General features: G+C 51.4%; 17 protein-coding genes. 12 read left to right on the top strand and 5 right to left on the bottom strand.

Going from position 1 to position 21,124, the window contains the following annotated elements:
* Positions 1-17 precede the first annotated feature (17 nt).
* The 5 genes from tca_RS01975 to uvrC all read right to left on the bottom strand — a co-directional run bounded on the left by tca_RS01975 (position 18) and on the right by uvrC (position 4,262).
* Complete coding sequence (locus tca_RS01975) at positions 18-209, bottom strand: hypothetical protein (protein ID WP_231855327.1); 192 nt, start codon at positions 207-209, stop codon at positions 18-20.
* Between the two features lie 281 nt (positions 210-490).
* A complete protein-coding gene (locus tca_RS01980) occupies positions 491-1,207 on the bottom strand; it encodes an ATPase domain-containing protein (RefSeq protein WP_286709041.1) in 717 nt (238 codons plus the stop codon).
* Between the two features lie 65 nt (positions 1,208-1,272).
* The gene (locus tag tca_RS01985; RefSeq protein ID WP_286709042.1) at positions 1,273-2,148 is read right to left on the bottom strand and encodes a methanogen output domain 1-containing protein; all 876 of its coding nucleotides are present in this window, start codon (positions 2,146-2,148) and stop codon (positions 1,273-1,275) included.
* Positions 2,149-2,207: 59 nt separating this feature from the next.
* Positions 2,208-2,519, bottom strand: a complete 312-nt coding sequence (locus tag tca_RS01990; RefSeq protein WP_286709043.1) for a response regulator — start codon at positions 2,517-2,519, stop codon at positions 2,208-2,210.
* A gap of 156 nt (positions 2,520-2,675) precedes the next feature.
* On the bottom strand, positions 2,676-4,262 hold the full coding sequence (gene uvrC, locus tca_RS01995) for an excinuclease ABC subunit UvrC (protein ID WP_286709044.1): 1,587 nt from the start codon (positions 4,260-4,262) through the stop codon (positions 2,676-2,678).
* 195 nt (positions 4,263-4,457) lie between these two features.
* Between uvrC and uvrB the strand changes: the two genes are divergently transcribed.
* From uvrB to tca_RS02055, 12 genes are all read left to right on the top strand, one after another.
* Entirely contained in the window at positions 4,458-6,395 is a 1,938-nt protein-coding gene (uvrB, locus tag tca_RS02000) for an excinuclease ABC subunit UvrB (protein ID WP_048175296.1), read from the top strand.
* Between the two features lie 60 nt (positions 6,396-6,455).
* Positions 6,456-9,320 carry an excinuclease ABC subunit UvrA gene (gene uvrA / locus tca_RS02005; RefSeq protein WP_048176512.1) on the top strand — a complete coding sequence of 955 codons (2,865 nt, stop codon included), beginning with the start codon at positions 6,456-6,458 and terminating at the stop codon, positions 9,318-9,320.
* Positions 9,321-9,545: 225 nt separating this feature from the next.
* Entirely contained in the window at positions 9,546-10,574 is a 1,029-nt protein-coding gene (locus tag tca_RS02010; RefSeq protein ID WP_286709259.1) for an ATP-binding protein, read from the top strand.
* On the top strand, positions 10,571-11,008 hold the full coding sequence (locus tca_RS02015; protein WP_010876084.1) for a response regulator: 438 nt from the start codon (positions 10,571-10,573) through the stop codon (positions 11,006-11,008). The genes tca_RS02010 and tca_RS02015 overlap by 4 nt, the downstream gene beginning before the upstream one ends.
* A gap of 97 nt (positions 11,009-11,105) precedes the next feature.
* Positions 11,106-12,857, top strand: coding sequence for a response regulator (locus tca_RS02020; RefSeq protein WP_286709045.1), 1,752 nt, complete (start codon positions 11,106-11,108; stop codon positions 12,855-12,857).
* 109 nt (positions 12,858-12,966) lie between these two features.
* The gene (locus tca_RS02025; RefSeq protein WP_286709046.1) at positions 12,967-13,800 is read left to right on the top strand and encodes a methanogen output domain 1-containing protein; all 834 of its coding nucleotides are present in this window, start codon (positions 12,967-12,969) and stop codon (positions 13,798-13,800) included.
* Positions 13,801-13,888: 88 nt separating this feature from the next.
* Positions 13,889-14,980: a DUF763 domain-containing protein gene (locus tca_RS02030; RefSeq protein ID WP_286709047.1), complete on the top strand. Its 1,092-nt coding sequence runs from the start codon at positions 13,889-13,891 to the stop codon at positions 14,978-14,980.
* A 167-nt stretch (positions 14,981-15,147) separates the two neighbouring features.
* Positions 15,148-16,239 carry a glycosyltransferase family 4 protein gene (locus tca_RS02035; RefSeq protein ID WP_048175297.1) on the top strand — a complete coding sequence of 364 codons (1,092 nt, stop codon included), beginning with the start codon at positions 15,148-15,150 and terminating at the stop codon, positions 16,237-16,239.
* Positions 16,240-16,522: 283 nt separating this feature from the next.
* Positions 16,523-18,298, top strand: coding sequence for a magnesium chelatase subunit D family protein (locus tca_RS02040; protein WP_010876090.1), 1,776 nt, complete (start codon positions 16,523-16,525; stop codon positions 18,296-18,298).
* 48 nt (positions 18,299-18,346) lie between these two features.
* Positions 18,347-18,898 (top strand): MptD family putative ECF transporter S component, encoded by a 552-nt coding sequence (locus tag tca_RS02045; RefSeq protein WP_052261154.1) that lies wholly within the window; start codon positions 18,347-18,349, stop codon positions 18,896-18,898.
* A gap of 20 nt (positions 18,899-18,918) precedes the next feature.
* Complete coding sequence (locus tca_RS02050; RefSeq protein WP_048060821.1) at positions 18,919-19,656, top strand: CbiQ family ECF transporter T component; 738 nt, start codon at positions 18,919-18,921, stop codon at positions 19,654-19,656.
* The gene (locus tca_RS02055; protein ID WP_010876093.1) at positions 19,657-21,099 is read left to right on the top strand and encodes an ABC transporter ATP-binding protein; all 1,443 of its coding nucleotides are present in this window, start codon (positions 19,657-19,659) and stop codon (positions 21,097-21,099) included.
* Positions 21,100-21,124 lie beyond the last annotated feature (25 nt).

The following is a 21,124-nucleotide window of genomic DNA, read 5'->3' on the forward strand; positions in this document are numbered from 1 at the left end:
TCCCCTCAATAATTTTTTTAGCTGGACATCAGCTTCGTTTTTCCGTCGAAGTAGAATATGTAGGGGCTGTCACTCCAGCGGTCATAGACCTCAACAACATATTTAGCCCCATTCCCGAAGTTTTCAGGGTATATAATATCCCTGAGCAGTTCATTGATGTTCTCATCGGAGACCCGTGTTTTCCAAGGAAATTCGCACTCTCTTTTCATTTCGAACACCCTTATTACGACTTTCCTTTTATTCAAGGTTAAAACCTCCATCTAATAATAACCATAAAAATTAATGTAATAATATAATATATAAATTTATCTGATTATTATGAATCTCCTTTAAGATAAGGTAATTAATTCTGTTATTTTTATGTATCTGGGGGTGAATTAGTAAAAGGAATCAATTCTGTTATTTCTATGCATTCGGTGGAACTTAGATCAGTTATTTATTCCCGTGGACCCCTCTCTCCATGAGGGCACCGGCTGAAACCTGTAGAAGATTATTCCTCAGGGTTTTCAATAACTTCAAGGCCGCTGTCTGATATAATGTAGGGTATGAACTCAATCGGTGTTCTTGTACTCCTCATCTTGATGATGTCCATGACCCTCTCTCTCCTTCCCGTGTAGGGGTTCTCCCTCTTTATCAGCCTTATGGCCCCGTAAACCGAGTAGAGGGCTATATCATTGAACTCCTCTGAGGTTGCACTGTCAAGGATTATCATCGCAGTGATGTCCCTCTTTTTGAGTTCATAGATCAGGAGGTCGAACTGATCCCTGAACTCATCCGTTGTGAGCTTCTCTGTGTGGCTGCCTATACTGTTGATTATGAGGACCTCGGTGTCATCTGGAATCTCGGCGAGTATCTTCCTCAGGTTTCCCTTGACGGATTCTATCCCAATAGATATTTCCGCCTCTGTAAGCCGGGCCCTCATTGCGGATAAGCCGATAATACTCAGCTTACCAGATTCAAGGAGATCAGTGATGTCCCACCCAAGGGATGCGCACTGGATCCTGAGGTCAGTTTCATCCTCCTCTGTCGTTATGTATATTGTCTTAAGGCCGCTTCTGGCGCTCTGAATGGCGAACTGGAGTCCCATTATGGTCTTACCGGATCCAGGGTCACCGGTCACAAGAATGCTCCTACCCTGCGGGTAGCCCCCTATTATATCATCAAGCCCCTTAATCCCCGTACCTGTACGCGATATTCTCCTTTCCATGGTTAACCCCCCATTTATGGGAAATGATCTTACCGGTGAGTTCTTCGTCCCCCTGCTTCCGGGTTTTATACCAGGTGAAATTCGAAGGTGAGGTTTTCGTCCCTGCTTCTGAGGCTTGAGGTCTGTATGACGCTACCCTTTATACCTGTCCAGGTGAAGCTCCTCATCAGCATGGCCCTGAATATGAGGGAGAAGATTGGATTCTGCCTTGCCTCATTGATCCATGGAAATGTCTTGAATTCGAGAATGTACCTCGGCTTTTCTCCCCTGAGCTCGGTTTCAATACCAAGGTTCCTGAGGAAGCCTGAAAGCCACTTTATATAGGCATCAAAGACCCTCAGGGATTCCCTCCTGGCCATGATATCATCCAGAACACCCAGTTTTTTCATGGTCCTCTGGAAGTTTGGTTTGAGGTTCTTCTCGAATCTGTCAGCGAAGTTCTTTATTATGGCATTTCTGAGCTGAGGTGGAATTGATGATGCGAATACAGGCACAGCCGAGACAACAAAGCCGTAGAGTTCGGCCTTTGACCTTTCCCTGATCAGTTCCTCCCTGCGCCTCTCAGCCTCCACACGGCCTGTGATGTCGTGGCCTATTATCTGGAGGAGGTTCTTCTCTGAGGTTGTTTCAATCCTGGTCGAATGTATCTCAAGGAAGTGCCTGTCTCCCCTGTGGTCGGTGAATTCAATTTCAAAGACCTCATGCTCTGAATTGAAAAGGTCGAGGATGCTTTTAAGCGCACTCTCAGATATTAAACCCCTCTTCTCGAGGACTGAAAGTTTTTTACCCTTCAAACGCTCCCTTTTGAGTCCTGTGAGTTCCTCGACGGCCCTGTTCACAAAAACTATTCTTGAACTGGAGTCCATGAGGATTATGGGATCCGGGGATGATTCAAGGAGGGCCCTGTATCTTTCCTCACTTTCACGGAGTTTGCTGTCCATCTTGTGTTTGTAAAGGGCGACCTCAATGGCGCTGTGGAGTTCACGGTCCTCGAAGGGCTTTATGATGTAACCGAAGGGCCCGGTGAGCTTGGCACGGCTGAGGGTTTTTCATCTGAGTAGGCTGTGAGGTAGACCACAGGGATGTCCATCTCCTCCCTTATAACCTCTGCAGCCTCTATACCATCCATTTCGCCCTTCAGGACGATGTCCATGAGGACAAGGTCCGGTTTCTCCTCACGCGCAAGCTTTATAGCGTCTTCACCTGAAGCAGCGATCCCCACAACCCGGTAGCCAAGGCCCTCAGCCCTGTGCTTGATGTCCATGGCCACTATGCTCTCATCCTCAACAACAAGCAAACTTGTAGGCGACATTTAATCCTCCAAACCATCATTTTCACAGATCCCATGGGATCAAAGAGGCGTTAGGACGTTAATCCTCCACATCGGGATATTAAGACCCACACATTATCCAGATATTAATATGTGGCCAGTTGTTATAAATAATTTTCTAAAACCCCCATTCAGTCTTTAGGAAAATTTACCGTCAAGTTCCGATTCAAGGGAATCCCTGTCCCTGATCGTCCTGTGATACTTAACAGCAAACCTGTGGGCCTCGTCGCGGAGGTGCCTGAGGATCTGCAGTGCACCATCATCCACATCCACGGGCTCGGATAGGCCTGGAAGGTAAACCTCCTCCCTCTTCTTGGCTATGCCAACAACCGGCACATGAACCCCGCAGTTTTTGAGGGCCTCGAGGGCCACTCCCAGCTGACCCTTCCCTCCGTCGATGAGCACGAGGTCGGGCTTCCTGAGTTCAGGGCTGGAGTACCTCCTCTCAACCAGTTCCCTCATCATTGCATAGTCGTCGGGCCCCTGGGCTGAAATCCGGTACCTCCGGTAGGATCCAGAGGATGGTTTACCATCGATGAAAACGGCAACCGAGCCGGTTGCAGATTCACCTGCAATGTTTGAGATGTCAAGGCCCTCCATTCTTCGGGGTATTTCGGGGAGCTTGAGGTCATCCTTGAGCTGAAGGAGGGCGTCCCTGACCCTTCCCTTCTGTTTCAGTATCACAGAAGCATTCTTCCAGGCGATGTTGAGGAGCCTGCGTCCGGCGCCCCCCTCAGGTGAGTGTATCTTCACCTCTTCGCCCCTGAGCTCAGAGAGCCACTCTGCTATGACCCCGTCCTCCACAGGGTACTGGGTCAGTATCTCCGATGGCACCCTCCGGGGTATGGCGTAGTACTGCTTGAGGAAGGCCTCAAGGATCTCTGTCCGGGGGGCTGAGCCCCTGAGAATGAAGTCGTCCTTCCCGGTGATCTTGCCGTCACGTATCTGGAGGACCACAACCGCAGATGTATCCCCTCCCCTCTCGAGGGCCACTATATCCTGGTCAATGGAGTCCGTGAAGGATGCGTGCTGTCTCTCCATAACCTCCCGTATGGATTCAATCTGATCCCTTATCCTGGCAGCCCTCTCAAATTCAAGTCTTTCCGAAGCCTCCTTCATCTCCTCCTCAAGCACCTCAATGACTTCCTGGTAGCGTCCCTGGAAGAAGAGGTCAACCTTCTCTATGATCTCCCGGTAATCCTCCCTGCTGATTCTCCCATCACATGGGGCGTAACAGAGGTCTATCTGGCTGTTGAGGCATGGCCCGTCCATCCGCCTGCAGCTCCTTATCCTGAAGAGTGACTTTATGAGTTTCAGTGTCCTGCGCACAGCCCCGGTGTCTGTGAAGGGTCCGTAATACCTTGCACTGTCCCTCCCTATGGTCCTCACTATGAGGACCCGGGGGTACTCCTCATCCGTTATCTTGATGAAGGGGTACCTCTTATCGTCCTTCAGACGGACATTGTATGGGGGTCTGTACCTCTTTATGAGGTTGGACTCAAGGATGAGGGCCTCCTTCTCGTTCTGGGTCAGAATGTACTCTATGCTCTCAAGGTGCCTCATCATGATCCTCAGACGCGGGTTCTCCTGTTCCCTGAAGTAGGACGAGACCCTCTTCCTTATGGAGATGGACTTGCCAACATAGAGGACCCTGTCGTCCCTGTCGCGGAATATGTAGACACCGGTAGCATCAGGAAGCTTCTCTGGATCCTTAACCCTCGTCAATTTATCATTACCATCCTCTGATTTATGTTTAAAACAAGTTCAGTGGGGGTATCATCACAGGATTATGGAACACGTGGGATACCCTGTCAGATATGAGACTCCAGACTCAACTTTATGTATCCTGGCAAAGGTATATATAAGTTGACCCTGAAATATAGTCCCACAATAGAATGAGGTTCTTATTTTAAGTGATTTGTGATGAAGTTTAAACTGGTATCAGATTACAGACCCCTCGGGGATCAGCCAAAGGCGATAAGGTCCCTTGTTAACGGTATAAAGGCCGGGATGAGGGAGCAGACACTCCTGGGGGTCACGGGTTCAGGTAAGACCTTCACAGTGGCCAATGTGATCGCAGAGGTCCAGAAGCCGACGCTGGTAATATCACACAACAAGACCCTGGCTGCACAGCTCTACGAGGAGTTCAGGGAGTTCTTCCCTGAGAACGCCGTGGAGTACTTCGTGAGTTACTATGACTTCTACCAGCCAGAGGCATACATACCCCAGACAGACACCTACATAGACAAGGAGGCATCCATAAACGACGAGATAGACAGGATGAGGCACTCGGCAACCCAGTCCCTCCTCTCCAGGGACGACGTCATCGTGGTATCCAGTGTCTCCTGCATCTACGGTATAGGTGCACCGGCAGACTACGGTGAATTCACCCTCCACCTCGAGGTCGGATCCGGCCCCGGCAGGGAGGAGGTGCTGGAGGGCCTCATAAACATGCAGTATGAGCGAAACGATGTCGAATTCGACAGGGGACAGTTCAGGGTCCGGGGCGACACGGTGGAGATCAACCCCATCCATGGAACACCCCCCATAAGGATAGAATTCTTCGGCGACGAGATAGACTCCATATCAACGGTTCACAGGGTCACCGGCAGGAGGATACAGAAACTGGACCGTGTAACCATATTCCCGGCCAAGCACTTCGTGATACCCGAGGACCGGCTCCAGAGGGCGATAGAGTCAATAGAGGCTGAACTTGAGGAGAGATTAACTGAACTTAGATCCCAGAACAAACTTCTGGAGGCCCAGAGGCTCGAACAGAGGACAAGGTTCGACATGGAGATGCTTAGGGAGATGGGCTACTGCCAGGGCATAGAGAACTACTCAATGCACCTCAGCGGGAGGAAGTGGGGTGAGAAACCAAACACACTCCTGGACTACTTCCCTGAGGACTTCCTCACAGTCATCGACGAATCCCATGTGACGGTACCCCAGATAAGGGGCATGTACAACGGTGACAGGGCAAGGAAGGACACCCTGGTGGAGTACGGCTTCAGATTACCCAGTGCCCGGGAGAACAGGCCCCTCCGTTTCGACGAGTTCCAGGAGAGCGTGAACCAGGTGATCTATGTCTCTGCAACTCCTGGAAGGTATGAACTCTCAAGGAGCCAGAACATCGTTGAACAGATCATAAGGCCCACAGGTCTGGTGGACCCTGAGGTCAGGATAAGGCCGGTGAAGGGCCAGGTGGATGACCTCCTCTCCGAGATAAGGAAGCGGGTTGAGCGGGGTGAGAGGGTCCTTGTAACCACCCTCACAAAGAGGATGGCCGAGGACCTCACAGACTACTACTCGAGGGTCGGCGTGAAGGTCAGGTACCTCCACTCAGAGATAGACACCCTCGAGCGTGTTGAGATCATAGACGACCTCAGGAGGGGAGAATTCGACTGCCTGGTGGGTGTTAACCTCCTCAGGGAGGGCCTCGACCTTCCGGAGGTGTCACTGGTCGCAATACTCGATGCAGACAAGGAGGGTTTCCTGAGGTCAGAGACGTCACTTATACAGACAATCGGGAGGGCCGCCAGGAACGTTAACGGTGAGGTGCTCATATACGCCGACAGGCTCACAGACTCAGTGATGGCGGCGGTTGAGACAACCAACAGGAGAAGGAAGCTGCAGATGGAGTACAACCGCAGGCATGGCATAAAACCAAGGAGTACAAGGAGGACCCTCAGGGAGAAGAAGGACGTTGAGGAGCTGAAGGTGGATGAGATACCGGACCATGAACTTGAACTCATAATAAAGGACCTGGAGGCAGAGATGAGGGACGCTGCAAGGAACCTTGAATTCGAGAGGGCCGCCAGGATCAGGGACAGGATAATGTCCCTTAAGAGCAATTAAACATTTTCCGGGTAATGAGAATTAATGCAGGATTAAAGAGTTTTGGAGACACTGAGGATCATGAGTGGTAAAATAGTCATTAAGGGTGCCAGGGAGCACAACCTCCAGAACGTGGACCTTGAACTTCCACGGGATAAATTCATTGTCATAACCGGCATAAGCGGGTCAGGAAAGTCTTCACTGGCCTTCGACACGATATACGCTGAGGGGCAGCGCAGGTACGTGGAGTCCCTCTCAGCCTATGCAAGGCAGTTCCTGGGACAGATGAAGAAGCCAGAGATGGACTACATAGAGGGGCTGTCACCGGCCATATCCATCGACCAGAAGACGACCCGGGTCAACCCCAGATCAACGGTGGGGACAATAACAGAGATCTATGACTACCTGAGGCTGCTATTTGCAAGGATAGGTAAACCCCACTGCTACCTCTGCGGCAGGGAGATAGAGCAGCAGACCTCGACCCAGATAGTCGACAGGATAATGGATGACGGTGAGGGTGAACGGATAATAATACTCGCCCCTGTGGTCAGGGACCGCAAGGGGGAACACCAGCGTGTATTCGAGAGGCTCAGGGAGCAGGGCTTCGTGAGGGTCAGGGTCGACGGTGAGATACACGACCTTGAAGACGAATTCGACCTTGACAGGAACAGGAAGCACTCAATAGAGGTTGTTGTGGACAGGCTGGTTGTGAGGATGGACACGGAGTTCAGAAAGAGGCTTGCGGACTCCGTTGAAACAGCCCTCCAGCTGGGGGAGGGGACCGTCAGGGTCCTCAACCATGACACAGGCGAGGAGAGGATCTACAGTGAACACTTTGCCTGCCCTGACTGCGGCATAAACTTCGAGGAGATCAGCCCCAGGATGTTCTCATTTAACAGTCCCCATGGGGCCTGCCCTGAGTGTAACGGCCTCGGAAGCAAACTTGAGATCGACCCTGAACTGGTGGTGCCCTACCCTGAACGCTCGATAAACGAGGGCGCCATTGTGCCCTGGAGCAAATCAGGGAAGAAGGACAACTACTACCACCAGATGCTGAGGGCGGTGGCCGAACACTACGGCTTCAGCCTCGACACACCCTTCAGGGACCTGGACGAGGAACACCGGAGGGCCATCCTCTACGGGACCGATGAGAAGATACAGTTCGTATTTCAGAGAAAAAACAGGACCTACCGGGTGAACAGGCGCTTCGAGGGTGTCATACCCCGCATGGAGAGGATATACATGGAGACCAAGTCCAACTACATGAGGACCTACATAGGCAGGTTCATGAGCAACCACGCCTGTCCGGTATGCGGGGGAAGCAGGCTCCGGCCGGAGAGCCTCTCAGTCACCATCAACGGAAGATCAATACATGACGTTGTTGAGATGTCAATCAGGGAGGCCCATGAATTCTTCGACTCCCTCAAGCTCACCGAACGCGAGGAGTACATAGCCAGGGAGGTCCTCAAGGAGATAAGGGAGAGGCTGCGCTTTCTGATCGACGTGGGCCTGGATTACCTCACACTTTCAAGGTCATCAGGAACCCTCTCAGGGGGGGAGGCCCAGAGGATAAGGCTCGCCACCCAGATAGGCTCCGGCCTTGTGGGGGTCCTCTACATCCTGGATGAGCCCAGCATAGGACTCCACCAGCGGGACAACAGGAGGCTCATAGAGACACTAAAGAGACTCAGGGACCTTGGGAACACCCTCATAGTGGTGGAACACGATGAGGAAACAATACTCTCGGCAGACCACGTTGTAGACATCGGACCGGGCGCGGGTGAACACGGGGGATGTGTGGTTGCAGAGGGCACACCTGAGGAGATAATGGAGGACCCGGATTCACTCACAGGGGCCTACCTCTCAGGTAGGGAAACAATACCCCTACCCGAGGTCAGGAGGAGGCCATCAGGAAGGTACCTGACTGTGAGGGGCGCTGCCGAGAACAACCTCAGAGAAATCGACGTCAGGATACCCCTGGGACTGTTCACCTGTGTCACAGGGGTCTCAGGGTCAGGGAAGAGCACACTCGTCAATGACATACTCTACAGGGGTGTCTATGAGAGGCTCAACAACAAGCACATGAACGCCGGGAGGCACACCGACATTGAGGGCCTCCAGCACATCGATAAGGTCGTGATGATAGACCAGTCACCCATAGGTAGAACACCACGCTCAAACCCGGCAACCTACACAGGGGTGTTCACCCACATCAGGGAGCTCTTTGCCCAGACACCTGAGGCCAGGAAGCGTGGATACAGGCCGGGCAGGTTCAGCTTCAACGTCAAGGGCGGGCGCTGCGAGGCCTGTGGCGGGGACGGTATAATCAAGATAGAGATGCACTTCCTGGCAGACGTCTATGTCCCCTGTGAGGTGTGCAGGGGCAGGAGATACAATGAGGAGACCCTTGAGATACGCTACAGGGGCAGGAACATCGCGGAGGTCCTTGACATGACCGTGGAGGAGGCCCTCGAATTCTTTGAGAACATACCCCAGGTGAGGAGGAAGCTCCAGACACTCTATGACGTGGGCCTCGGCTACATAAAACTCGGGCAGCCCGCAACGACCCTCTCGGGTGGTGAGGCCCAGAGGGTGAAACTTGCGAAGGAGCTCAGCAGGAGGAGTACCGGCAGTACACTGTACATCCTTGATGAGCCGACCACGGGTCTCCACTTCGATGACATCAAGAAGCTCCTCAATGTCCTGGGACGGCTTGTGGATGCCGGGAACACCGCCGTTGTCATAGAACACAACCTTGATGTTATAAAGTCTGCGGATCACATCATAGACCTCGGACCCGAGGGTGGTGAGAGGGGTGGCCTCGTCGTTGCAGAGGGAACACCGGAGGAGGTTGCTGCATCAGGTACACACACCGGCCGCTTCCTCAGGGAGGTCCTGGCGGATGAACGCAGCCAGAAGGTCCCTGTGGGTCAGGATACAGGATGATCCCTGCATCAATGAGGTATCTGATCCACTCTTATCATTTCATGGATAAGAGGTCCATGAAACGCATGGCTCTTCACGGATCTCTGCTCTTCCAGAGGTCCGGCTGATTTTTCTGACTCTCCTCTTCTGGTCATGGAATTTTTTGCTGTTTCTCTGGACTCTCATGTTTTTGGCCATATCAAGGAAATTTTTTTATATAATCATAACCAGAAATTTTATGTGGTTATGATGAAGCATGACGATGTTCTAATGATTCTTGCAGCAGCCGCTCTGATGTTCTCCTTTAGCTGGGTGCATGGCATGTTACTGGTTCTACCACTGCTTGCAATCCCTCAGCTGTCCTCAAGGACCCTTAAATGGGGGGTCCTCGTTCTGGCAGTTTTCGTGGCCCTACTGATACTCCAGCCGATGACCAGGGCAGTTGGCCTTAACATATCAGATGAGCTCTTCAGGCTGGTTCTCCTGTTACTTTTCACGTTCATGGTGGCCCTCCTCATCGAGAGGATTGAAAAGGTCCGCTCTCTGAGGGAACTGAACCTTGAACTGAAGAAACAGGCTGAAAAACTTGAGGATGCAAACAAGGAACTTGAGGCATTCGCATACTCTGTCTCCCATGACCTCAGGGTCCCTCTGAGGGCTATAGACGGCTTTTCAAGGATACTAGTGGAGGACTATGAGGATAAACTCGATGATGAGGGGGTAAGGATCCTCGGGATAATAAGGGATAACACAAGGAAGATGGGTCAGCTCATAGACGACATACTCCTCCTCTCAAGGGCAGGCAGGCAGGAGATGAACCTTGCAATGCTTGACATGAGGGAACTGGCAGAGTCAACCTACAGGGAACTCGCATCCCAGGAGGAGGGGCGTTCAATAGAGTTTTCGGTGGCTGATCTCCCACCTGCAATGGCTGACCGCGCCCTCATGGGGCAGGTCATGGGCAACCTCCTGTCAAACGCCATAAAATTTACAAGGGACCGGGACCCCGCGGTGATAGAGGTCGGCTACATGGATGGTGGTGATGAACACACATACTATGTTAAGGATAACGGCGCCGGCTTTGACATGAAGTATGCCAGTAAACTCTTCGGACTCTTCCAGAGACTGCACAGCCAGGAAGAATTCGAGGGGACAGGAGTCGGACTCTCAATAGTTCAGAGAATCATAAAGAGGCATGGTGGAAGGGTCTGGGGTGAAGGAGAGGTTGATGGTGGTGCAACAATATACTTCACACTTCCAAAGGTGGTGAAATGATGACAGATGCAGATATACTCCTGGTTGAGGATAACCCCACAGACGCAGAACTGACCATAAGGGCCCTGAAGAAGAACAACCTTGCCAACAAGCTCCACTGGGTGAAGGACGGGGCAGAGGCCCTTGACTACATATTTGCATCGGGTTCCTACTCTGATAGGGATCCGGAGAACCTCCCAAAATTGATCCTCCTGGACCTGAGGATGCCCAAGGTTGACGGCCTCGAGGTACTCCAGGAGATCAAGAGGAATGATTCAACCAGCAAGATCCCGGTCGTGGTTCTAACATCCTCCAAGGAGGACCGTGACATAGTGGAAAGCTATAAACTTGGGGTGAACAGCTACGTGAGCAAACCGGTGGAGTTCGATGAATTCATAAGCGCAGTTTCAACCCTTGGCTTCTACTGGATGATCATAAACCAGCCCCCGGAATAGGCATGTCTTGAAGACCAAAGACCAGTGAAGAGCCCAAAATAAAATTTCCAGGCTTAAGGTGTCTTGAGCTCATTAACCGTAATGAAGAGGAACCGGAATGTCAGAGAAATTGAAGGTACTGATACTTGAGGACGTCCCACTTGACGCTGAACTTGTCATAAGGGAACTGCAGAGGGATGGTATAGAATTCGAGCACCTCACAGTTGACAGCGAGGACTCATTCAGGAGGGCCCTTGAGGAATTCAGCCCGGATATAATACTTGCAGACCACGCCCTTCCCAGCTTCGACGGAGTATCTGCCCTGAGGATTGTGAGGGAGAACTATGATATCCCCTTCATATTTGTCAGTGGAAAGATCGGGGAGGAATTCGCTGTTGACATGCTCAAGGCAGGGGCTACCGATTACGTACTTAAGAATAACCTGTCAAAACTTCCACTCGCCTTCAGGAGGGCGCTGCAGGAGGCTGAAGAAGAGAGAAAGATTAAAAAGGCCAGGAAAGCCCTTGAAGAGAGTGAAAGGAAATACAGGGCACTCTTTGAGAAATCAGGAAACCCGATATTCATCTGTTCAACCGATGGCATCATACTGGACGTTAACCCTGCAGCAGCAGGCTTCCTCAAGTCCTTCAGGGAGGATATAATCGGGAGAAACATCAGGGAGTGGATCCATGAGGAGGACGCTGACAGGATATTCAGGGATGGAGAGGGTGGCCATCTGAAGTTCAGGGTGGGCCTCAGGGGACGCACCCTGGACACATCGGTAACAGCAGTTGAACTGGACCATGAGAAGCTCATATACATCATGGGTAAGGATGTGACCGCCCAGAAACGTATTGAGAAGGAACTCAAATCCAGCAAGGAGGAGTACAGGGTAATCTTTGAAAACACAGGCACACTCACCGTAATCTGCGGCAGCGACATGGTGATTGAACTTGCGAACTCAGCCTTTGAGGAGTTCTCAGGTTACAGCAAGGGCGAGATCCAGGGCTACATGAAGTTCACAGACTTTGTTGACGCCTCTGACGCGGCTCGCATCGAGGCATACTACCGCCTTAAAGCTATCAACCCGGATGCCATCCCCCACAACTTCGAGGTGGTCCTCAGGAACCGGCAGGGTGAGGAGAGAAACTTCTTCGCAACCTCCGTTGTGATCCCTGGGAGTGAGAGGTGCCTCATATCCCTCATGGACATAACCCACAGGAAATCCGTTGAGAAACGCCTCAGGCGGTCCCTCAGGGAGAAGGAACTCCTCTTAAGGGAGGTGCACCACCGGGTCAAGAACAACCTCCAGATAATATCAACACTCCTCATGCTCCAGGCATCCACCACCGGCGACAAGAGACTGAGGGACCTCTACAGGGACAGCCAGCACAGGATAGATGCCATATCCCTCATACACGAGAAGCTCTACGAGTCGAAGGACCTCTCAAGGGTTAACCTCAGGGACTACATCAAGACACTCCTCAGCGACCTCCTGGATTCCTATGGAGCAGACAGTAACGGCATCGATGTGAGGGTGAAGGTGGATGATGTGAGGCTTAACATTGAAACAGCCATCCCCTGTGGCCTCATAATCAATGAACTGGTATCAAATTCCCTCAAGTATGCATTCCCTGATGGTAAGGGTGAAATCACCGTTGAGGTCCACAGTACCGGCGAGGGATACGAAATGACGGTTTCAGATAATGGGGTTGGTCTCCCAGAGGACCTTGACCTTGAGGGATCAGGCACACTGGGCCTCAGGATCGTCAGGAACCTCGTGGAGCAGATAGACGGGGAACTTGAAATAGAAAGGCCCGCAAGGTTCACAATAAAATTCACTGAGGTTGAGTACAGGAGGAGGTTCTAGTCTGGTCACGGCGTCACATTAAACCTTATTCTGCAGTGACATCAAAGTATCTAGGGCAATGTCCAGACATTAGTCCTCAGTGATAGCGGTTCCATAAAGGAGGTTTATCATGGCAAGAATTCTTGTTGTTGAGGACGAGGCCATAGTGGCCATGGGTATAACCCACAAACTTGAATCAATGGGTCACAGTGTTGTGGAGACAGTTTCAACAGGTAAGGACGCCATAATGGCGTGCAGGGTCCATGAACCGGACCTCGTCCTCATGGACATCGTCCTGAAGGGCGAAATGGATGGTATAGAGGCTGCAAGAAGGATCCGGGACCAGTTCAACATCCCGATAATATACCTGACAGCCTATGCCGATGAGGAGATGCTGACACGTGCAAAGGTCACAGAGCCCTACGGGTACATAGTGAAGCCCTTCAAGTCATCTGAACTCAACGCCAACATTGAGATGGCCATCTACCGGCACAGATCCGCAATGAGGGAGAGGGAGCTCATGAAGAAGCAGATAATCTCAGACTTCTATAACTTCATCCTCAACGCGATGCCCTCAACCGAGGCCGATGAGGATGCCATCAGGGAACTGCTATCAGGTATATTCAGGGACAGGATCACACAGGAACTCGCCCCCAGATTCAAGGCCCACATGGAGGAGTACCCGGACGATGACCTCCTCGAGGCCTACCTCGCCTGGGTCGCAGACGTATTTGAGGGCTTCACTGTGAGGGTGGGTTTCCTTGAGGACGAAGAGAACGTTTATGTTGAATTTGAGAACTGTCCCTGGCTTGAAGATGCCAGGAAGAACCCCGGCTTCTGTCTGAACTGTGAGGCCATCCTGAAGTTAAGTTTTGAATGGAGCGAACTCCCCGGTGACTTCAGGGCCATGGGGCAGATTGCAAGGGGAGATGACAGGTGCCTCTTCCGGTTTGGTGTTAAGTAATTTACCGTGATTCAGTGTTGAGCGTATCAGAGCAAGTATAAAGGGACGTCAGGGTTGAAGTTATGATGGTACATGCAGGGATGATACAATGAGGAGAACAGGTATTGCAAACCTGCCGCTTCACGGTGGCCATCCCCCTGCCTGGCTCATGAGGAGGATGATTGAACTCTCAGGGGCCATTGCAGAGGTTATAATTGAGGAGTACGGGACCTCAGAGTTCATATCAAGGATATCTGATCCCTTCTGGTTCCAGGCCTTTTCATGTGTAATAGGCTTTGACTGGCACTCATCAGGGACAACCACCACGACCTGCGGGGCGCTGAAGTCCGCCCTTGACCCTGAGGTTCACGGGATAATGGTTGCAGGTGGAAAGGGAAGGAAATCCCGCAGGACACCCTCCGAGCTCCAGGCTGCAGCTGAAATCTTCGACCTGGACGGTGAAGGGCTGGTATACGCAAGCAGGATATCCGCCAGGGTTGATGGTAACTGCATCCAGGACGGCTTCAACCTCTACCAGCACACATTCCTGGTTGACTCCGATGGTGAATGGGCCGTCGTCCAGCAGGGCCTTGACCCACATGGTGGCTACGCCCGGCGGTACCACTGGCTCGGCTCAGGGGTCGGGGAGTACGTCGAGTCACCCCACAGCGGCATATCCTCTGACAGGACCCTCAGTGAGGTCCTTGACATGACTTCACCCATCAGCAGGGGGGCCCGTGAGGCCAGCGTTGACCTGGTCTGTGATGGCCCGTCTCACATCCGCAGCTATTTAACTGGCCAGAGGACGCTCTTTGACTTCAATGTCCTGGACATGCCAGCCCACCATGAGGTTCTCCCGGTGGACCTCACAGAGAGGGACATGGCTGTACTGGAGATGGCCTATGAGATCCAGCCAGGGGACTATGAGGAACTCGTAATGCTCTCAGGGTTCGGGGCCAAAAAGGTGAGGGCCCTTGCCCTTGTCGCTGACCTCGTCCATGGGGAGAGGGCAAGCTGGAGGGACCCTGTCAAGTACAGCTACGCCCATGGCGGGAAGGATGGCTATCCATACCCTGTGGACAGGGAGACCTATGACTGTACAGTTGAATACCTCAGGTCCGCCGTTGAGGATGCTAAAATCGAGAAAAAGGAACGTCTAAAGGCTCTAGAATCCCTTGAGAGGTTTTTAAGCATAGATTAACTCTAATCTTTAATTAGGGCATGGGGATGTGTATATTTAAGTAAAGGAGTAAGTGTAATTTCTATTAATACGAAGGTTTATAAGTTCCAGGGATTATAGGATTATTGCATTTTTTGACTTACTGTTATTCACACATGGATGAAGCACACCATCGGAGAGGTGTTATCTTGGTTAAGAGAGTTCTAATGATTTCAAATATGTATCCCGGTGAGGAGAACAGATCATTCGGCAGTTTCATTAAGGTTCACGTAGATACTTTCAGGCGTTATACCGATCTTGAGCAGTTTGTTGTTGTAAACACGGACCAGAGGAAGGGATTGCCACGGCTCATATACAAGTATGGATCCCTTCTGCTAAGATCAATCTGGTGTTCACTTCGGAGAAAATTTGATGTCATCCACGCCCACTACGTCTTTCCAACGGGCTTCATAGGTCTCATATGTCACTGGTTAACGGGCAGACCACTTGTGATAACGGCCCATGGCAGTGACGTGTATAACCTTGCAAGCAAAAATAAGCGGGTCTTTCGAGTTTCAAGGTTTGTCCTCAGGAGGGCCTCTGCAGTTATTGCTGTCAGCAGGGATATAAGGGACGAACTTGTAGACGAATTCGGTGTTGATGAAGAGAAGATACATATCATTAACATGGGGGTTGATACCAGCATATTCAGACCGATGGATAAGGAAGAATGTCGCAGGAGGCTTGGCCTACCCCTAGATAAGAGGATAGTCCTCTTCGTGGGTAACATAATACCTCGTAAGGGGGTCCTCTACCTCATCGAATCCCTTGAACATGTTAAATTCGATGATGTCCAGTGCATAATACTCGGAGCCCCCGTCGATAGGGAATACTTTGACACCGTAAAGAACAGACTTAATGAAATCGATGCTGATGTGAGATTCTTTGATGCGGTGCCCTACAGTGAAGTGGCAGTATGGATGAACGCTGCAGATGTCTTTGTATTACCCTCCAATGAGGAGGCCTTTGGGCTTGTTGCACTGGAAGCCCTTGCATGCGGGACTCCAACCATTGCAACTGCTGTTGGTGGTCTGAAAGAATTTATAAGGGACTCTGAGACAGGTTACAGTGTACCGATAGGAGATGCACTTGCCATTGCCGATAAGATAAACCATGTGCTGGATCCTGAAAACAGGGCTGAAGTCGAATCTATAAGGGAGAAGGGGCTTCAGGTGGCTGATTCATTCAGTACCGTAAAACAGGTGAAGAGAATACTCAGGGTTTACCGGGATGTTGCATGAGCCGTCCATCTGTTTTCATATCCAGCTGGATCCGGACTCTATAATGGCTCATCCTTTATTTTCTTAAACTTTGGAGATCTGGTCAGGGTTCAATCATTTCTTTTTAGCGGTGGCTTCATTTCATCACCTTTTAGAATGGGAGCCACAGTGGCGGTTACCCTTAACAGTATCCGCAACCCCGATATAGTATTACATTTTGCCCTTATTACTTAAATAAGTAATACTAATCTTTTTTTAGAAATTATTAAATAATCTAGGCGACAACCACTGAACCGGTGATAGCTTGGATAATCATTACTTCCCATTCACAGCCATCGTTGGACAGGAACTCCTCAAGAAGGCCCTCATCCTCAACGCCATAAACCCATCAATAGGCGGCGTCCTGATCAGGGGCGATAAGGGGACAGGTAAATCAACTGCAGTGAGATCACTGAGGGATGTACTCCCTGATAGGAAAATGGTGGAGGGCTGCAGGTTCGGATGCGACCCTGATGGAGCAGAAATATGCATGGAGTGCCGCAGAAAACTTGAGGAACAGGGTAGCCTGCCATCAAGACAGGTCAGGATGGAGGTGGTCGACCTCCCTGTATCCGCAACCGAGGATATGGTTGTGGGTTCACTGGACATAAAGAGGGCCCTCAGGGATGGAATAAAGGCCCTTGAGCCAGGCATACTTGCACGTGCCAACGGCAACATCCTCTACATCGATGAGGTCAACCTCCTTGATGACTACATAGTGAACGTCCTCCTCGATGCAGCAGCCATGGGCGTGAATATCATTGAAAGGGAGGGCATATCCATCCAGCATCCATCAAGGTTCATACTTGCAGGTACAATGAACCCTGAGGAGGGTGATCTCAGACCCCAGATACTTGACAGATTCGGCCTCAGTGTTGATGTGGAGGCAATAAAGGACCCTGATGAAAGAATTGAAGTCATAAAGCGTGCAATGAAGTTCCAGGAGGATCCAGAGTCCTTCCACTCAAGGTTCCGGAGGAAACAGGAGGAGCTCAGGGAGAAAATCATCAGGGCACGGAGTTTACTTGAGATGGTCGAGTTGGATGATGAGACCCTGGGCCTCATAGTTGAGATAGCAGCAGCCCTTGGCATCAGGACCCACAGGGCCGATATCATAACTGCAAGGACCGCGAGGGCACTGGCGGCATTCAACGGCAGGAGGAGGGTCACAGGGGATGATGTGATGGAGGCTGCGCTCCTTGCCATGAAGCACAGACTTAGACAGCTACCATTCCAGAGGCAACAGGAACTCAGCCAGGAGATTATAGAGGACATCATGAATGGCGAATTCGAGGATGACTCAGAGATTGACAGGGAACGGAGGCTGAGGCGTGACCTGAAGATCCCTGACCTGAAGGGATCCCTCCAGGGTCAGAGCAGTTCAACGGTAACCGGGAGGAGGGGTAAGTATGTCCGCGCCCGGGAGAACCCTGAACCATCCAGCGTGGCCGTTGATGCAACCCTGAGGAAGGCTGCTTCAGCTGGAACCGGAACCATAGAACCCGAACACCTCATGGAGAAGGTTCGGATCGGGAAATCCAGGGCACTCTACATAATCGTCCTTGACACCTCGTCATCAATGAGACTTGAGAGGAAGATAAAATTTGCAAAGACGGTCTCATGGCTGCTCCTGAGGGACTCCTATGAAAAGAGGAACAGGATAGCCCTCATAGCCTTCAGGGGATATGAGGCAAACCTGGTGGTTGAGCCCACATCGAATCTTGAGACCGTTGAGGAGGCCCTTGAGGGTCTCAGGTCAGGCGGGAGGACACCCCTCACACCGGCACTCAGACTGGCAGCTGAGGTTGCATCATCATCCAGCGATGAGGCATGCACAGCCGTTGTAATATCAGACGGCCGCTGCAACGTATTCATCAACTCCAACCTCGAGGAGGACATGAATATGCTTGAAACTGAACTGAGGAACCTGAACCTTTTATTCGTTAATGCAGAACCCGAGAAGAGGAGCCTGGGTATACTTGAGGACATGGCGTCACGCTTTGGCTCTGAAATCTTCTACCTTGATGATATACTGATCTAGGACTTTGGGAGTTTATGAAAAAACATGACACGCATGGAGGTGTGATTGTTGTTTAGATTCAGAGATTTCACAACAGCTGATCTGGCCTTCACGGGCCTCATAATAGCCCTGATGTACATCGTTCAGACGGTGACCATCCTTGGTGTTGCAGCCATAACACCTGTGGATGCATTCAAGTCGATTGCATCCGCCTTCTTTGTCTGCATCGTCATAAGCGTTGGACTTGCAAAGGTGGGAAAGATAGGCACCTTCACCCTGATAGGCCTTGTTAACGGGATAATCTGTGGACTCATAATGCCCGCATTCCTTCCCCTACTACCCGCGACCTTCCTGGGAGGCCTTGCAGCGGATGCCGCCGTCGGGTTGAAATACGGCGTCTACTCTTCAAGGAATTCCCTTCTAGTGGGCTGTGGTGTTGATAAGTTCATCGAGACCCTCGTCATCCTCACGGTTCCCTTCCTCTTCGGGTTCTCCAGCTTCATGCTGGCACCGGCACTGATAATCATATCTGCCATAACAGTATCTGTCCTTGGAATGCTGGGTGCCCTTGTGGGTTACGGTATCATAAATGAGCTCAGAAGGGCCGGCGCCCTGGATTAATGTCTCATGGAGGTCTTTCATTGGACCTTAAGGCCGTGTTCTCACCATTCACATCAACCCCTGAGGGGTTCCTTGTGGAGGTAAACCCCCTCTCAAAGCTCACTGTGGTGGTATCCGCCACGCTACTGTCTACATTCATATCAGACCTGACTCTCCTGATAATCATGGGAGTCATTTTCACGGCACTGATAGCCCATTCAGGGTCCCTGAGGTTTGCAGCACCCTTCCTCTCATTCATCATCCTTTTCTGGCTGGTTTCCCTTGCCATTATCATGGTGCTCTCAGGTAACCCACACACCATGGGATTTCTGAGCCTCTTCTTCGCCCGTTTCTTCATAATATCAGCGGCAGGACTATCCTTTGCATTCACTACCGAGCCTCAGAAGCTTGCAGAGTCCCTCAGATCCGTCAGAATCCCCGGGGAGATAGTTTTCACACTCACAGTCGCCCTCAGATACATACCGGCCCTTGCAGTGGAGGCCTCCTCCATATGGGACTCCCTCAAACTCAGGACCAGTCTTTCAGGATCTTCCATCATCAGGAGGCCTTCCCTCCTCTACAGGGGACTCATAATACCCATGATAATAAGGACTGTGAAGATTTCAGATGAGGTGGCCATCGCTGCAGAGACCAGGGGCTTTAACCCTCGTGAAGGTCCCGTAGGGAGTCTCATGTTAAGCGGGAGGGATATCACCTTTTTAGCATTCTTCACTGTTATCTTCGCATCCCTCGTGATAATGGATGGGGCGGTGGTCTGATTGGACGCAATCCTCCTTGATGGTGTGAGCTACCGGTACCCCAATCAGGAGCGGCTGGCCCTCAGGGACGTCAGCTTAAGGGTTAAAAGGGGTGAATCGGTCTTCATCACAGGAAGAAGTGGGAGTGGAAAATCAACCCTTGCAAGGGCAGTAACTGCGGTGATACCCTCCATGATGGGAGGGGAGATGGATGGAACAGTCAGGGTGATGGGCAGGGACACAGACTCCCTCACCCCCGGGGACCTTGCAGCGGATGTTGGATACGTCTTCCAGAATCCTGAGTCCCAGTTCTTCACATTGAATGTTAATTCGGAGGTATCCCTGGGGCCAGATACCCTCCAGCTGGATAAACGTGAGGAACGCGTGGAGGATGCGCTCCGGAGGGTTGGTATGGAGCATAAGAGGCATGAAAGCGTTTTCAACCTCTCAGAGGGTGAGAAGCAGAGGGTTGCAATAGCATCACAGCTCTCCATGTCCCCTGAAATCCTCCTCATGGATGAGCCAACATCCAACCTGGATCAGGGATCCACCGATGACCTTTTCAGCATCCTCAAAAACCTTAGGGATAAAACACTGATCCTGATTGACCACAGAACTTACAGGGTCCCTGAGGTCTTTGACAGGGTCGTGGTGATGGATGAGGGCATGATCGTTGAGGAGACAGACACTGATAACCTCCTGGACCCTGAATTCAGGGAAAGGTACGGTCTGAGGTCTCCATCTCCAGGTTTCAATCAGAGGTCCTGTGGAGGGCGCGGTCTGAGGCCTTTCTTTCAGGTTTCCACCCATCCTGAAACGAAACAGGACCCTGTACTGAGGGTAATGAACATCTCCCACACCCAGGGAGACTTCAGGCTCGATGGTGTTAACCTGGATCTCTGGAGGGGCGAGGTCCTGGGATTGACTGGCCCGAATGGCTCTGGAAAGACGACCCTTGCAAGGCTGATTGTGGGACTCATAGAGCCGGAGATGGGTGAGATCAGGGTTGAGGGCACCGCCGGTCTTGTGATGCAGGACCCGGACCATCAGCTGTTCATGGATACTGTGAAGAGGGAGATAACCTTCGGTCTGGATGATTATTCTGATGGGGATGTTGAGGACCTCCTTGAGACCATGAAGCTCCATCAGCTGATGGAGAGACACCCCCATTCACTCAGCGGCGGTGAAAAGCAGAGAACACTCATATCCGTTTATCTCTTCAGAAAACCAGATCTCATAATAATGGATGAGCCAACGACGGGCATGGACCTTGATAACATGAAAAGACTTGCAGGGTGGATAGGTAAACTGAAGGGAATGGGGGTGGCCATGATTCTGATCTCCCATGACCTGGAGTTCCTTCAGATGGTTGCAGACCGGACGATCATGATGGATAACGGTGCCCTGGTCCTCCCGGATCATGAAGTAGCGGGCGCTGATTCAGTATCAACATGTTTGAGGTGACTGATAATGAAGAAAGTGGTATTCA

The sequence above is a fragment of the Methanothermobacter sp. EMTCatA1 genome (assembly GCF_002356395.1).
Lineage (GTDB): Archaea > Methanobacteriota > Methanobacteria > Methanobacteriales > Methanothermobacteraceae > Methanothermobacter > Methanothermobacter thermautotrophicus.